Annotated in this window: 13 protein-coding genes; 7 read left to right on the forward strand and 6 right to left on the reverse strand. The window is 70.4% G+C overall.

Features of this window, described 5'->3' with window-relative positions; translation table 11 throughout:
* Positions 1–35: 35 nt before the first annotated feature.
* A complete protein-coding gene (locus tag ACWJIO_RS07210; protein WP_480312393.1) occupies positions 36–1,172 on the reverse strand; it encodes a histidine kinase in 1,137 nt (378 codons plus the stop codon).
* A 190-nt stretch (positions 1,173–1,362) separates the two neighbouring features.
* Here ACWJIO_RS07210 and ACWJIO_RS07215 point away from each other — a divergent pair, with 190 nt between their 5' ends.
* The 3 genes from ACWJIO_RS07215 (at position 1,363) to pepN (ending at position 5,143) form a co-directional block, all read left to right on the forward strand.
* On the forward strand, positions 1,363–1,890 hold the full coding sequence (locus ACWJIO_RS07215; RefSeq protein WP_480312394.1) for a hypothetical protein: 528 nt from the start codon (positions 1,363–1,365) through the stop codon (positions 1,888–1,890).
* A 74-nt stretch (positions 1,891–1,964) separates the two neighbouring features.
* A complete protein-coding gene (locus ACWJIO_RS07220) occupies positions 1,965–2,414 on the forward strand; it encodes a cAMP phosphodiesterase (protein ID WP_480312395.1) in 450 nt (149 codons plus the stop codon).
* Positions 2,415–2,431: 17 nt separating this feature from the next.
* Complete coding sequence (pepN, locus tag ACWJIO_RS07225; protein ID WP_480312396.1) at positions 2,432–5,143, forward strand: aminopeptidase N; 2,712 nt, start codon at positions 2,432–2,434, stop codon at positions 5,141–5,143.
* A gap of 35 nt (positions 5,144–5,178) precedes the next feature.
* Here the strand turns inward: pepN and ACWJIO_RS07230 are convergent, their stop codons facing one another.
* A complete protein-coding gene (locus ACWJIO_RS07230) occupies positions 5,179–6,450 on the reverse strand; it encodes a glycoside hydrolase family 10-like protein (RefSeq protein WP_480312397.1) in 1,272 nt (423 codons plus the stop codon).
* A complete protein-coding gene (locus ACWJIO_RS07235; RefSeq protein ID WP_480312398.1) occupies positions 6,405–7,412 on the reverse strand; it encodes a ribose-phosphate pyrophosphokinase in 1,008 nt (335 codons plus the stop codon). Before ACWJIO_RS07235 ends, ACWJIO_RS07230 begins: the two co-directional genes overlap by 46 nt.
* Before the next feature lie 69 nt (positions 7,413–7,481).
* Here ACWJIO_RS07235 and ACWJIO_RS07240 point away from each other — a divergent pair, with 69 nt between their 5' ends.
* On the forward strand, positions 7,482–8,174 hold the full coding sequence (locus tag ACWJIO_RS07240) for a hypothetical protein (protein ID WP_480312399.1): 693 nt from the start codon (positions 7,482–7,484) through the stop codon (positions 8,172–8,174).
* A gap of 19 nt (positions 8,175–8,193) precedes the next feature.
* Here the strand turns inward: ACWJIO_RS07240 and ACWJIO_RS07245 are convergent, their stop codons facing one another.
* Positions 8,194–9,270: an LCP family protein gene (locus ACWJIO_RS07245; RefSeq protein ID WP_480312400.1), complete on the reverse strand. Its 1,077-nt coding sequence runs from the start codon at positions 9,268–9,270 to the stop codon at positions 8,194–8,196.
* Positions 9,271–9,383: 113 nt separating this feature from the next.
* Here ACWJIO_RS07245 and ACWJIO_RS07250 point away from each other — a divergent pair, with 113 nt between their 5' ends.
* Both ACWJIO_RS07250 and malQ read left to right on the forward strand, forming a co-directional pair.
* Positions 9,384–10,571 carry a Coenzyme F420 hydrogenase/dehydrogenase, beta subunit C-terminal domain gene (locus ACWJIO_RS07250; protein WP_480312431.1) on the forward strand — a complete coding sequence of 396 codons (1,188 nt, stop codon included), beginning with the start codon at positions 9,384–9,386 and terminating at the stop codon, positions 10,569–10,571.
* Entirely contained in the window at positions 10,568–12,103 is a 1,536-nt protein-coding gene (gene malQ, locus ACWJIO_RS07255) for a 4-alpha-glucanotransferase (RefSeq protein WP_480312401.1), read from the forward strand. The genes ACWJIO_RS07250 and malQ overlap by 4 nt, the downstream gene beginning before the upstream one ends.
* On the opposite strand, the gene ACWJIO_RS07260 is transcribed toward malQ, so the two are convergent.
* Entirely contained in the window at positions 12,091–12,981 is an 891-nt protein-coding gene (locus ACWJIO_RS07260; RefSeq protein WP_480312402.1) for a helix-turn-helix domain-containing protein, read from the reverse strand. The genes malQ and ACWJIO_RS07260 overlap by 13 nt on opposite strands.
* A 53-nt stretch (positions 12,982–13,034) precedes the next feature.
* Positions 13,035–13,763 carry a pseudouridine synthase gene (locus ACWJIO_RS07265; protein WP_480312404.1) on the reverse strand — a complete coding sequence of 243 codons (729 nt, stop codon included), beginning with the start codon at positions 13,761–13,763 and terminating at the stop codon, positions 13,035–13,037.
* Positions 13,764–13,835: 72 nt separating this feature from the next.
* On the opposite strand from ACWJIO_RS07265, the gene ACWJIO_RS07270 reads away from it, so the two are divergent.
* Positions 13,836–13,987, forward strand: a 152-nt coding sequence (locus ACWJIO_RS07270; protein ID WP_480312432.1) for a sigma-70 factor domain-containing protein, incomplete at its 3' end; no start/stop codon positions are given.

Below are 13,987 nucleotides of genomic sequence, written 5' to 3' on the forward strand. Positions count from 1 at the left end.
ACTGATTTCTGAACCGCAGTGCTGATGGAAGGAAGCTACGGGCCAGGGTGACCCTTCGTCAAGGCAGGTTGGTCCTGCCCGCTCCAGACCGGCACGGTCACGTGGAAGCAGGCCCCCTCCCCCGGCTCCGACACCACCCAGATGCGGCCGCCGTGGACCTCGGCGATGCGGCGGCACACCGACAGGCCGACGCCATAGCCGGAGGTGGTGTCGGCGGTCTGCGGCAGCCGCACCCGATCGAGAAAGATCTGCTTCTGCTGGGTGGCGGGTATCCCCGGGCCGCTGTCTCCCACGCTCACCTCCAGCCACTGCTCGGTGCGGTGCAGCAGGGTGAGCCTCACCTCCCCGCCCGAGGGGGTGAACTTGAAGGCGTTTTCCAGCAGGTTGAGCAGAACCTGGTGCAGCCGCCGCTCGTCGCCGTAGACGTCCGGCAGGTCGGCGGGGATGTCGGTGATCAGCCGCAGCGCCTTGCCCACCCAGAGCTTCTCCAGCTCAAGGATGGCCTCGGCGGCGAGCTTGCCCAGGCTCAGCCGTTTGGGGTTGAACAGGGCCTCCCAGCGGGTGGTGCCCACCTCCAGCAGATCCTTGGAGAGGGCCTCGATGTCGTCCAGACGGCGGCGCACCACCTCCTGGTAGCGACGCTCATCGATCTGGCCGAGCTGGTGGCTCTGCAGGGCCAGCTTGGCCGCAGTGAGCGGGGTGCGGAGCTCATGGGCCACCATCCGCAGCAGCCGCTCCTGGATGCCGAGGCGCTCGATCAGGGTTTCGTTCTCCTGGCGCATCACCAGCAGCTGGTCCTCCAGCTGCAGCTCCCGCCGCGACTGGCTGGCCTCGAGATCGAGGCTGCCGCGGTTGATGCCCAGGTCGTTGACCACGGCCAGCTGCTGCCAGCGCGGCAGCCAGCTCTGCAGCCGCGGGCTGATCGGGCTGCCGGCAAACACCTGGCGGGGCGCGGGGGAGAGTTTCACCAGGGCCGGGGTGGCGAGCAGCCGGTGCAGCTCCAGCAGTTGCGGCTGCCGGCGCGGATCGGCGATCTCCAGCTTCACCTCGAAGCCCAGATCGTCGCGTTTGAGCACCTGCAGCAGGGCCCGCAGATCGGTACTCGCCAGCTGCTGGCCGGTCGCCACGAGCAGCAGGTTCAGCACCTGGGGGCCCACCTGGGTCGTGCTCACGCCCTTGGCCGTGCTGGTGGATTCCTCGTTCACACGTCACACGTTATGGCGTTTGGGCGGCGGCGGCTCAGCGTGGCTAGGACAAGGGCAAGGCCTGCCGCGCGTTGGCACCTCCTGGGTTCAAGGCCCGCGCCCAGGACGCCATAGAAGTCACCCTTGCTGGAGAGCCTCCTCTGGAGGCACCGAACCCATGTCGAGCCCCACCCCGCCCCGCATCCAGCTGGACAGCAACCTGAAGCGCTGGTTTGCCCGCAACCTGGGCCTCTGGAAGTCGCGCCGGGTGTATTTCTTCTCGGATGGCGAGACCCTGCTGGTGGAGATGATGCTGCGGGTGCAGGCCTTCGACTCACCCCTGGATGGAGATGCGGCCTACCGCTTCACCTGGTGGCCGGAGAAGGAATTCGATTTCTTTGAGCGCAAGCCCCAGTACCCCCGCACCGGCACCATGGAGGCCGTGCTCTGTGGCCACCAGCTGCAGCGCAACAGCGGTTACCTGGAGGAGAGTTCTGCCGCCAGCCAGATCCGCCAGGTGGATGAGCACGAGCTGATCTTCACGTCGCACTACGGCGACTGGACCATCCTCGAGCACATTCGCCTCGTGGATCAGGACCGCTACCGCTCGCGCTCCATCTACTCCTGGCGCCATGGCGCCCTGGAGATCGCTGAAAACCACCATGAGCTGCACCTGGAGCCGGCTGGGGAGCTGCTGCAGAGCTGAGACGCCCCGGCAGCGCTGAGGCGCCTGGCCGCAGCGGTGATGCAGCATGGGTCGATTCTCAGTGCGTGCTGCTTGTGGGTTGCCGAACGGGCCGCGCCGGGCTGCTGGTCCTGCCGCTGCTGGCGGTGCTGGCCTCGCCCCGCCCCCTCCAGGCCGCTGCGGCCTCCGAGGCCGAGATGCTGCTCTACACCCGCATCGCGGCGCTCAACGTCTGCGTGGCCCTGGTGGCCGAGGTGCCCTTTGACAAGGCGGTGGTGATTGCAGGGGAGACGATCGCCCGGGTGATTCGAGGCGAGCACGACAGCGCCATTGAGCAGTTGGGTGGTGAGCCCCTCAGCCTCGACGAGCTGCGCCGGGGCTCGATCAACTCGGCTGTGCTGGGCGCTGCGGAGGTCTGCCCGGCCCAGGTGCCCGAGTCGGTGCGCCGCGATGTGGAGGCGGCCGTGCAGCGGGTCACTGGATCCGAGGCGATTCCGCCCCCGCCCCAGCCGGCCACCCTCCCCCCCGGCGACGCCGCCAACTGATCCCCAGCTCCTCCCCCATGGCCACGGTGCACCGCTGCGACTACCGCCCAGCCCCCTGCCTGCTCGATCGCACCGACCTGACGGTGAGGCTGTTCGCCGACCACACCGAGGTGGAGGCCTGCCTGGCCCTGCGGCCCAACCCCGCCGCGGAGCCGGGGCCCCTGGAGCTGCGCGGTCTGGACCTGGAGCTGCTGGAGCTGCACCTCGATGGAGCACCGCTGGAGGCGTCGGCCTATGGGCTTCTGGACGACGGCTTGGTGCTGCGGCAGCCCCCCCAGGGCCCCTTTGTGCTGCGCAGCCTGGTGCGCATCCATCCCGAGCACAACACCAGCCTGGAGGGGCTCTATGTGAGCAGTGGCCTGTTCACGACGCAGTGCGAGGCCGAGGGGTTCCGCCGCATCACCTATCACCCCGACCGTCCCGATCTGCTGAGCCGCTTCCGGGTGCGGATCGAGGCCGATCGCCAGGCCTGCCCGGTGCTGCTCTCCAATGGCAACTGCGTCGAGAGCGGCCCCCTCATGGGCGACCGCCTGCCGGGCGACCCTGGGCGCCACTACGCCATCTGGGACGACCCCTTCCCGAAGCCCTCCTACCTGTTTGCCCTGGTGGCGGGCCAGCTGGAGGAGGTGCGCGAGTGCTTCACCACCGCCAGTGGCCGCATGGTGCAGCTGCGGCTGCATGTGGAGGCGGGCGACAGCCCGTTCACGGCCCATGCCATGGCCTCCCTGAAGCGGGCGATGGCCTGGGATGAGCAGCGCTATGGGCTGGAGTACGACCTCGATGAGTTCAACATCGTGGCGGTGCGTCATTTCAACATGGGCGCCATGGAGAACAAGAGCCTCAATATCTTCAACTCCAAGCTGGTGCTGGCAGATCAGGAAACGGCCACCGATGCTGAGCTTGAGCGAATCGAAAGTGTGGTGGCCCATGAATATTTCCATAACTGGACAGGCAATCGCATCACTTGCCGCGACTGGTTCCAGCTCTCCCTGAAGGAGGGCCTCACGGTGTTCCGGGATCAGAGTTTCAGCGCTGATCTGCACGGCGCGGCCCTCAATCGCATCGAAAACGTGTCGATGCTGCGCAACACCCAGTTTCGAGAAGATGCCGGCCCCACGGCCCACCCGGTGCAGCCGGATGCCTACCAGGCCATCGATAATTTCTACACCACCACCATCTATGAAAAGGGCGCGGAGGTGATCCGGGTGCTCCACACCCTGCTGGGTGAGGAGACATTCATGCAGGGCATGGCGCTCTACGTGAGCCGCCACGACGGCTCCGCCGCCACCTGTGATGACTTCGTGCAGGCCATGCAGGATGCCGCCGAAGCCGCCTGGGCCGCGGGTACCCCGGAGGCGGCCCGCTTTGATGTGGATCAGTTCCGGCGTTGGTATCACCAGGCGGGCACGCCGGTGCTGCAGATCCACCGCCACTGGGACGGCGAGCGGGGCGAGCTGGAGCTGGTGATCCGGCAGCACACTCCTCCCACCCCTGGCCAGCCCGACAAGCAGCCCCTGGTGATTCCCCTGGCCCTGGGCCTGATCGATCAGGCCGGGGAGCCCCTGACCGTGCGGCTGCAAGGGGAAGACGAGGCCACGGCGGCTGCGGCCCAGCGGCCCCTCAGCTGGGGGCAGGGCACCCGCCTGCTGGTGGTGGAGGCCGAGCAGCAGCGGCTGCGTCTGGTGGGCCTGCCGCGCCAGGCCCACCCCCCCGCCCTGTCGCTGCTGCGTCAGTTCTCGGCGCCGCTGAAGCTGGAGATCGGCCGCCCCAGCAGCGAGCTCGTGCACCTGCTGGCCCACGACAGTGAGGCCTTCGCCCGCTGGGATGCCGGCCAGGGGCTGCTGCGCCAGGCCGTGCTCGCCCGGGCCGCTGGCCAACCCGATGGCGGTCTGGAGGATGCCCTGATCACGGCCTTTGCCCGCATCCTGCACGACCCGCGGCTCTCGGAGGCCAGCCGCGCCATGCTGCTGGCCCTGCCGGGGCTGGCGGAGCTCGAGGACGGCCCCGGCGTGCCCGATCCGCCTGCCCTGTTTGCGGCCCTGGAGGCCCTGAGGAGCCTGTTCGGGGCGGCCCTGGCGGCGCCCCTGCAGGCGGCCCTGGAGCGTTGCACCCCGCAATGGAGTCTGGACTGGCCGGACGGCAGTGGTGCCCGGATGCTCACCGGCACGATCTGGAGCTGGCGCGCCGCGGCCGGGGATCCCGCGGTGATCGCCGCGGCCCGGGCGGCCGTGGATGGCCCCTCGATGACCCTGGCGCGGGCCGGCCTGCGGGCCCTGCAGGCCCGGGAGATTCCCGAGCGGCAGGAGGCGGTCGACGCCTTCTACCAGCGCTGGCAGTCCAGGCCCGTGATCCTGGATGCCTGGTTTGCCCTGGAGGCCTCGGCCCCCTTCGCCGATGGTCTGGAGCGGGTGCAACGGCTGCTGCAGCACCCTCGCTTCGATCCGGCGGCCCCCAACTCCGTGCGGGCGGTGCTCGGTGGCCTGGCCGGCAACCCGCCCGTGTTCCATGCCGCCGATGGCAGCGGCTACCGCTTCATGGCCAGCCAGATCGCGGCCCTCGACCGCCGCAACCCGATCACCGCCTCGCGCCTGGCCAAGGTGTTCAGCCGCTGGCAGAGCTATGGCCCCGGCCGTGGCGGCCAGATGCGCCAGGCCCTCGAGAGCCTGGCGGCGTCAGAGCTGTCCACCAACAGCCGCGAGGTGGTGGAGCAGTGCCTGGGGGCGGCCTGAGCTGGCTGAGCCGCTTCTGGCTCCTGCCGCACTGATCAGCGGCCGCTGCGGTTCACCTCCTCGTGCAGCTTGCGGAAAGCCGCCTTGCGGGAGGCGCCGCCCTCCGGGCCGGCGTGGACGCCCCAGAGCCCTTCCCAATAGAAATAGATCACCCCGTGACCCCTGGCGGTGGCCAGTTTCACCTTCTCGCGCAGGGTGGCCATGTTGGGGGTGCGGCCGCCGAAGCCCGCCAGGATGCCGATCTCCACAGGCATGCCCCACTCCTTGGCCTTCACCAGGGCCGGTTGGTCGAGATCCTTGGCGAAGCCCCGCACCGAGTGGGCGTAGTTCTGCACGATCAGGTCGTCCACCAGCTCGCCCACCGACCAAAGCTCCCAGTCCTGCAGCCAGCGGTTGTAGGCGAAGCGGAACGGACCAGGAGACAGGCTGATCACCCGCTCGGGCGGTTGCCCCCGGCGGCCGCGGCCCGAGCTGGCATCCAGCTCATTCAGTTGCTGCCGCAGCTCCCGCAGCAGGCTGGTGAGCTGCTGGCGGCGCCACTTCATCCAGAAGCGGTCGTTGTGGTTGGCGGGCGGCTCAACCCCCTTCTCGGCCCGGTAGAGCTGGCGGGTGTAGGGGTCGTAGCCGAGTTCCACCGGCCAGGCGAAGTGATCGTCGAGCTGGATGCCATCCACGTCACAGCGCTGCACGATCTCCGTGATCAGGCCGAGGAAGCGCTGGCGCACCCCCGGGTGGGCCGGGTTCAGCCACACCATCGTGGTGCCGTGCATGGCCACGCCGGTGCTGCCGTCGCGGCGCTGCAGCACCCATTCCGGCCGCTCCCGCACGATGGCGGCATTGGCCGGCTCCATCAGGCCGTACTCGAACCAGGGGATCACCTCCATGCCGTGCCGCCGGGCGCTGCGGGTGAGCCGGCAGATCGGATCGAGGTTGGGGTTGGCCTTGGCCAGGGCCGGTTCCATCGGCGCGTGGCGCGAGCGGTGGAACGTGGTGCCCCGGCTCCAGACGTTCGGGTAGAGGGTGGTGAAGCCACTCCTGGCCAGATCGTCCACGGCCCGATCGATGCGTGGGCCGTCGTAGTAGAGGGTGCTGGGGCTGTTGGTGAGCCACACGCCGATACGGCGAGGCTGGGGCGTGGCGCTGCGGGCCGCCGCTCCGATCGGCAGGCCCACCACCGCCGCGAGCAGCACGTTGAGGCTCACCGGCAGCAGGGCCTTGAGCCGGCTGCCCCGCTTCAGGGGCGGCGGCGGCGCAGCCGTGGTCAGCGGAACATCGAGCTCACGGAGCTTTCTTCGTGGATGCGCCAAATCGCCTCGCCCAGCATGTTGGCTACCGATAGCACCCGGAGCTGGGGGAAGTGGCGCTCCTCGGCCAGGGGGATGCTGTTGGTCACCACCACTTCCTCAAACAGGCCAGGCTCGGAGAGCCGCTCCACGGCGGGGGGGGAGAAGACGGCGTGGGTGGCGCAGCAGAACACCCGGGCAGCCCCGTTGCGGCGCAGCAGCCTGGCGCCCTGGGCGATCGTGCCGCCGGTGTCGATCATGTCGTCGATCAGCACGGCGGTCTTGCCGGCCACATCGCCGATCACGGTGAGGCTCTCCGCCACGTTGTGGGCGGCGCGGCGCTTGTCGATGATCGCCAGGGGGGCGTCATCCATCTGCTTGGCGAAGGCCCGGGCCCGGGCCACCCCGCCCACGTCCGGCGACACCACCACCATCTCGTCGAGATGGCGGGTGCGCAGGTAGTCCACCAGCACCGGCGAGCCGTAGATGTGGTCGCAGGGGATGTCGAAGTAGCCCTGGATCTGGGAGGAGTGCAGGTCCATGGCCAGAACCCGGTCCACGCCGCTCTTGGTGAGCAGGTTGGCCACCAGCTTGGCGGTGATTGATTCGCGGCCGGCGGTCTTGCGGTCGGCGCGGGCGTAGCCGTAGTAGGGGATCACGGCGGTGACCTGCCGGGCTGAGGCCCGCTTGCAGGCATCCACCATGATCAGCAGTTCCATCAGGTGGTCGTTCACCGGGGCGCAGGTGGGCTGCACCAGGAACACGTCGCAGCCGCGGATCGACTCCTGGATCTGGATGTAGGTCTCGCCGTCGGCGAAGCGCTTGATCACCCGGGGACCATCCGGCACGCCGAGGTAGGCGCCGATCTCCCGGGCCAGGTCGTGGTTGGAGGTGCCACTGAACAGGCGCAGCCGCCGGGTGTCGTGGGGGGGTTCGGTGGCGGTGCGCTCCTGTGCCAGCCGATCAGCGGTGAGAAAACTGGTCACGGCGGGCGCAGACGCGTCGGCTCAAGTCTGATGGTAGAAGCGAGCCGGCCCGCACAACTGCAAACAACCATGACGCTTTCCGAGGCGCTCCACACCGGGGAGCGGGGTTCCGCTCCGGGCTTGCCGCCCCTGCCACCCCGGCTGGTGCTCGTGGCTGCCGGCCCGCCCGAATCGGTGTCCGCCCTGTTGCAGCAGGCGGCTCCGGCCCTGGCCAGGGTGCTGGGGGCTGGCCTGGGCCCGGGCCTGGCTGGGGGGCCGGGCCGGGGCGTTCCCGCCGGGGAACTGGCCGCCCTGCTGGCCGGCGAGCCCCCGGTGGATCAGTGGGCATCTGATGAGTCGCCATCTGATCGGTCGGCGCCTGGGCCCTTGCTGGTGCCGCTGCTGGTCGATCCCGGGCTCAGCCTGGAGGACGGCAGTTGCTGGGCCGAGGCCCTGGGGGCCTGGCGCCAGCCCACCGTGGCGGTGCTGAGCGCTGAGCAGCTGCGCAGCGGGCTGCCGGCGGCCATGACAGCCCTGCTGCGCCAGGCGGCGGTGCCTCTGGCCGGCCTGGTGCAGTGGGGCCTGCCCTGGGAGCCGGAGCGCCGCCGCCGGGAGGCCCTGCCCTGGCTCGGCGCTCTGGCCAGTGCCCATGCGGATGACGTCCGTGAAGACCGCGGCGCCGGGGATCGGGACAGGGCCGGGGCGACCGTCCTCGCGCAGGACATGGGCCGCCATCTGGCCCTGGCGCTGCGGTTGGCCTGCGGCCCACTGGGGTTGGCCTGAGGCCCACTGGGGTAGGCCTTCAGGAGCCCGTGGCGCTGGCCGCCGGTGGGGGCCAGAGGGCACCGGAGGCCGATTTGGCGATCTGCCGCAATTCCGAACCCGCGGCCGCTGCCGGGCTGCCGTCTTGGCTGACAGCCTTGGCGGCAGGGGCCAGGGGCACGCTGGCGAAGCTCAGGCGCGGGTCGGGACCCAGGGTGGCGACCATCAGGCTGAGCACCTCCGAAGGGGTGAGGTTGCTCTCCACCTGTCCCCTGAGGCTCTGGACCAGGGCCGGGATGTCCTGGCTGCGCCCGGGGGTGCTGAGCTCCTGGAGCAGGCTGCGCATCACCGCTTCCTGGTTGACACTGCGGCTCTCGATCGGCCGGCCGGGGTCGCGGTAGCGCACCAGTTGCTCGACCTGGGCGGCCTTGAGCCGCTGGACGCCGCTCTGGAGGTCGATCTTGAGGCCCTGACGCTTGTCCTCATAGGCCATGGTGCTGCCGGGATTCACCTCCAGGGCTCCAAGCCCATCCACGAGGCTGCGCAGGGCGCCGCGGCTGAGCACCAGGTAGCGATCCGGTTCCGTGCTGGCCAGCCCCACCAGGTTGCGGGCGGCGTCGGCCGTGAGTGCAACGCCGCCCTGGCGATAGAGGCTGCCGAGGGATTGGAGACCGGTGCTGCCCGGCAGCTGCACCGCCAGGGCGGTGGGCAGGTTGAGCACCTGCAGCGGACCGCCCGGGTTGATCCGCAGCAGCAGCAGGGCGTCGGCATTGGCGGCTCCGGCGGGAGCGGCCTTGTTGTTGGGGTCCTGCAGTTGATCGGCGTCCACCCCGATCACCAGCACGGTGACGGCGCGGCTGGGTGGTTTGGCCAGATCGGTGAGGGCGTCCGGTGCCCTGGCGCCACCGCTCGGGTCCGGCTTGGGCCAGAGCAGCCCCAGCAGGCTGAAGCCGGCCGCCACCCCCACGCCCACCAGGGCCAGACGCAGCAGCACGATCGGCCGCAACCAGCCAACACGCCGCAGCCCCCTGGCGGGGGGGCTGGGCGGAGGGGCAGGGCCGGCGAGCGGCTGGGACGTGGGGCTGGAGGGCATCGGGATCGCTGGGCGCCCGTTCATCACTGGTCCCCCACTTTGGCCCACCCCCCCCCGCAGTTCCTCACCCGATAGGTTGAGAGCCAGCGAGAGGCCCTGCCTTGCCGGTCCGTTCCCCATCTCCATCAGGTGGTGCCCTGGCACCGCACGAACGTGCCCGTCCCCTGGCCAAGGGTGGTGTCTACCCCGCCAAGGAGCTCTGCAGCCAGTGCGGACTCTGTGACAGCCGCTGGGTGGCCTATGTGAAACAGAGCTGTGCCTTCCTCACCCAGCGCTTCGAGGCCATGGAGGCCGCCGCCCACGGGCGCAGCCGCGACCTCGACCGGGAGGATGAGCTCTACTTCGGCGTGCACCAGCGGATGCTGAGCGCCCGCCTGGGCCAGCCCCTGGAGGGGGCCCAGTGGACCGGCATCGTCAGCCGCATCGGTGTGCGCGCCCTGGAAACAGGGCTGGTGGATGCGGTGCTCTGCGTGGGTCAGAGCGAGACCGATCGCTTCACCCCTGTGCCGCGCCTGGCCCGCACGCCCGCTGAGGTGCTCAGCGCCCGGGTGAACAAACCCACCCTCTCGCCCAACCTCGAGGTGCTCGAGCAGCTGCCCGGCAGCGGCATCCGCCGGCTGCTGGCCATCGGCGTGGGCTGCCAGGTCCAGGCCCTGCGCGCCGTGCAGCCCACCCTGCCCCTCGATGAGCTCTACGTGCTGGGCCTGCCCTGCGTCGACAACGTGTCCCGCGAGGGCCTGCAGACCTTCCTGGAGAGCACCGTGAGCTCCCCGGAAACCGTGGTGCACTACGAGTTCATGCAGGATTTCCGCATCCACTTCCGCCACAGCGACGGCCGCAGCGAAACGGTGCCCTTCTTCGGCCTCGACACGCCGAAGCTCAAGGATGTGTTCGCCCCCAGCTGCCTGAGCTGCTTCGACTACACCAATGCCGGGGCCGATCTGGTGGTGGGTTACATGGGCGCCACCTTCGGCCGCCAGTGGATCACCGTGCGCAATCCCAGGGGCCAGCTGCTGCTGGATCTGGTGGAGCCGGAGCTGGAGGTGGCCCCGGTGACCAGCCGCGGCGATCGCCGCGCCGCCGTGCAGCAGGGCATCGAGGCCTACGACAAGGCCGTGAAGCTGCCACGCTGGCTCGCCGATCTGATCGGGGTGTTCGTGGAGCGTTTCGGCCCCAAGGGGCTGGAATATGGCCGCTTCTCGATCGATTCCCACTTCACCCGCAACGCACTCTGGGTGCGGCGCCATCATCCTGAAAAGGCCGAGGCCCACATCCCGGCCTTCGCCAAAAAGATCGTGAGTCGCTACCGGTTGCCTTCAGCGTGAGTCAGGTTCTCTCCGCCGCCCGGCGCCGCTGTGGTGTGTTGCTCCACCCCACGGCCCTGCCCGGGCCGGGCCCCTGCGGCAGCCTCGGAGCAGAGGCCCACCAGTGGGTCGAGCTCCTGGCCGAACACCACATCGGCCTGTGGCAGCTGCTGCCCCTGGCCCCCACCGACGCCACGGGGTCGCCTTACAGCTCCCCCAGCGGCTCGGCCCTGAACCCCTGGCTGCTGGATGGGGGTCGGCTGGTGGAGGAGGGCCTGCTCACGGAGGCCGATCACCAGGCGCTGCCTGGGCAGGCCAGCGCCGAGCGCCTCGATCTGGAGTTGATGCCCGAGCGCTGCGCCGCCCTGGCTGCCGCCCTGGCGCGCCGCTGGCCCCAGCAGGACGCTGCCACCCAGGAGGCGTTCTCGACCTGGCGCCGCAGCCAGCGCCACTGGCTGGAGGATCACTGCCGCTTCATGGTGGTGCGTCAGCAGCAGGGTGGCCGCCCCTGGTGGGAGTGGCCTGAGCCCCTGGCCCAGCGTCAGCCCCGGGGCCTGCGCCAGCTGGATCGCGACTGTGCCGGAGCGCTGCTCCAGCAGGCGCTGGTGCAATGGCAGCTGCAGCGCCAGTGGCAGGCCCTGCGCCAGCGCGCCCACAGCTGCGACCTCGACCTGGTGGGCGATCTGCCCTTCTACGTGGCCCACGACAGCACCGATGTGTGGTGCCGCCCGAGGCTGTTCTCCCTGGGCCGACGGGGTGGCCTGGAGCAGCAGAGCGGCGTGCCGCCCGACTACTTCTCGGCCACCGGGCAGCTGTGGGGCACGCCGGTGTACCGCTGGCCCCAGCACCTGATCAGCGGCTTCCGCTGGTGGATGGCGCGGCTGGATCGCCAGTTCGAGCTCTTCGACCGCCTGCGCCTCGACCACTTCCGCGCCCTTGAGGCCTTCTGGAGCGTGCCCGGCCGGGAGACCACCGCCGAGAACGGCCGCTGGTGCTGGTCGCCGGGCGGCCTGCTGCTGCGGCTGCTGTGGCTGCGCTGCCGCATCAAGGGCCAGCTGCGCGAAGGGCATCTTCCCCTGATCGCCGAAGACCTGGGCGTGATCACTCCGCCGGTGGAGGCCCTCAGGGATCGCTTCTGCCTGCCGGGCATGAAGATCCTGCAGTTCGCCTTCAACGGCGACGGAGACAATCCCTACCTGCCGGCCAACATCAACGGCCCCGGCTGGGTGGTGTACACCGGCACCCACGACAACCCCACCACCACGGGCTGGTGGCAGAGCCTCGACCACGAGGGCCGCCAGCGGGTGGAACATGCCCTGGGCGCGGCGGTGACGGCTCCGGCCTGGCAACTGCTGGAGGCGGCCCTGGCCAGCCCGGCGGACCTGGCGGTGGCGCCCCTGCAGGACCTGCTGGAACTCGATGATCAGGCCCGCTTCAACACCCCCGGCACCTGCTCCGGCAACTGGACCTGGCGGCTGCAGCAGCCTGTGGCCAGCCTCGCAGGACCGCTCAAGGGTCTGGGCGAGATGGCCCACCGCTATCAGCGCGCCTGAGGCTGGAACCGCCCCGGTTCCCCCGGGCTGGCGCTGAGGGATTGATCGAGCCAGCGCACCGCTCCGGGGGCGTTTGGCGGGGGCGTGATGCGCAGGGTCCAGGGGGCGGTGAGGCTGAATTCGAGCCGGCCGCTGGCGCTCTTCAGCTCGGTGCTGGCACCGCTGCTGGTTTCGAGACTGAGGCTGGCCGGCGCCGCCAGGGTCACCACCAGGGCTCCCCGTTGGCTGGTGGCCTGTCGCGGTGTGGCGGCGGCCGGGCTCTGGCGCCGCCAGAGGGCCAGGGCCTGCCCTGCCTCTGCCTGCCCCAGTGGCCGCAGGCTGGGATAGATGGCGAGCAGGGCCTGGTCATCGCCCGGCTGGCCTCCCTGCTCCTGCATCGGCAGAGGCGGAATGGGGCTCACCGCCAGAAGCCCCTCCCGGGCCAGCTGTTGTTGTTGCAGGTTCAGGCCGTACACCAGCCCGAGCGTCAGCACGCCGTAGAGCAGGGTCCCCTGCCAGGTGGTGAACACATCGATCGAGCCCGGCGTGAAGCGACGCAGCAGACCCCGCTGCGTCTCCTGCAGCGGCAGCCGGTCAGCGGAGGTCGGCAGCACCCCCTCCAGGCTGCCGGGCTGCAGCTCGAGATGCCGCTCGATCAGGGGCAGCATCGTACGCAGGTAGGCGGCCTCGGGCAGGCGATCGCGCCAGCCCCGCTCCAGGGCCTCCAGCACCGGCGTGCTGATCCGGGTGTCCAGGGCCAGCTGGCGCAGACTGAGTTGGCGCTCCTCGCGCCGCTGCCGCAGGGCCCGCCCCGCCGCCACCAGGGGATCCTCCCGGGCCGGAGCGCTGGGGGGGGCTGCACGCCCACGCCGCCAGCGCCTCAGCCACCGGAAGGGCATGGGCCGTGCCGCTGGAGGCGTGGAGGAGGGGGACCGGGGCGCTGATGGCGGGCTCAGGACTCGGGGGCGACCAGGGCGTCCCATTCTCGGCGATCAAGGGCTCGCCAGCTTCCCTCGGGCAAGTTGCCCAACCGCAGGCCTCCGATCCCCACCCGTTGCAGATCCCGCACTGGGTGTCCCAGCAGCTGGGCGGTGCGCCGGATCTGGCGGTTGCGTCCCTCGCCCATGTCCAGCTCCAGCCAGGTGGACCTGGCGCTGCGCTGTTGCACCCGCACGCCCACCGGCTGGCAGACCTGGCCATCGAGAGGTACCCCCTCGGCCCAGCGGGCCAGGGTGGCAGTGCTGGGGCTGCCGGCCACCTGCACCCGGTAGAGCTTGCGGTGGCCATGGCGCGGATGACTGAGGCGCAGGGTGAGGTCGCCCTGGTTGGTGAGCAGCAGGGCGCCGCGGCTGTCGGCGTCGAGGCGGCCGATGGGGTGCAGCCCCCGGCCCCGTCTCAGTTCAGGCGGCAGCAGCTCGAGCACGGTGGGTCGCCCCCGCGGGTCGCTGCAGCTGCACAGCACCCCCAGCGGCTTGTTGAGCAACAGCAGCAGCGGCTCGGCCGGGGGGGCGAGGGGCGCGCCATCCACCGCGATCAGATCGCTGCCGGGATCGGCACTGTCGCCAATCCGGGCCGTGGTTCCATTCACCTGCACCCGGCCGGCGCGCAGCAGGTCTTCGGCCCGGCGGCGGGAGCAGAGCCCCGCCGCTGCCATCAGTTTCTGCAAGCGCTCGCGGGCCATCAACCCATGCTGCAGGAGGCCGGGAAAAGGATGGTAGGTTTACGAAACAGAACTGTTTCGCAATTCTCCGTCATGCCTTCCCTGCCCGTGGCCGCTGCCGATGGGTCTGCTCTGCCTGGTGGCGCCGACCTGGTGCGCAGCTACCTGCGGGACATCGGCCGGGTGCCGCTGCTGAGCCATGAGCAGGAGATCACCCTGGGCCGCCAGGTGCAGGAGCTGATGGC

The organism is Paraciimarium castrense LEGE 11436, from assembly GCF_056633055.1.

Bases quoted from the DNA above. Each gene is read 5' to 3' on its own strand.
- ACWJIO_RS07215 (WP_480312394.1), top strand. From the start codon at position 1,363: ATGTCGAGCCCCACCCCGCCCCGCATCCAGCTGGACAGCAACCTGAAG.
- pepN (WP_480312396.1), top strand. From the start codon at position 2,432: ATGGCCACGGTGCACCGCTGCGACTACCGCCCAGCCCCCTGCCTGCTC.
- ACWJIO_RS07240 (WP_480312399.1), top strand. From the start codon at position 7,482: ATGACGCTTTCCGAGGCGCTCCACACCGGGGAGCGGGGTTCCGCTCCG.
- ACWJIO_RS07245 (WP_480312400.1), bottom strand. From the start codon at position 9,270: ATGAACGGGCGCCCAGCGATCCCGATGCCCTCCAGCCCCACGTCCCAG.
- ACWJIO_RS07260 (WP_480312402.1), bottom strand. From the start codon at position 12,981: ATGCCCTTCCGGTGGCTGAGGCGCTGGCGGCGTGGGCGTGCAGCCCCC.
- ACWJIO_RS07265 (WP_480312404.1), bottom strand. From the start codon at position 13,763: ATGGCCCGCGAGCGCTTGCAGAAACTGATGGCAGCGGCGGGGCTCTGC.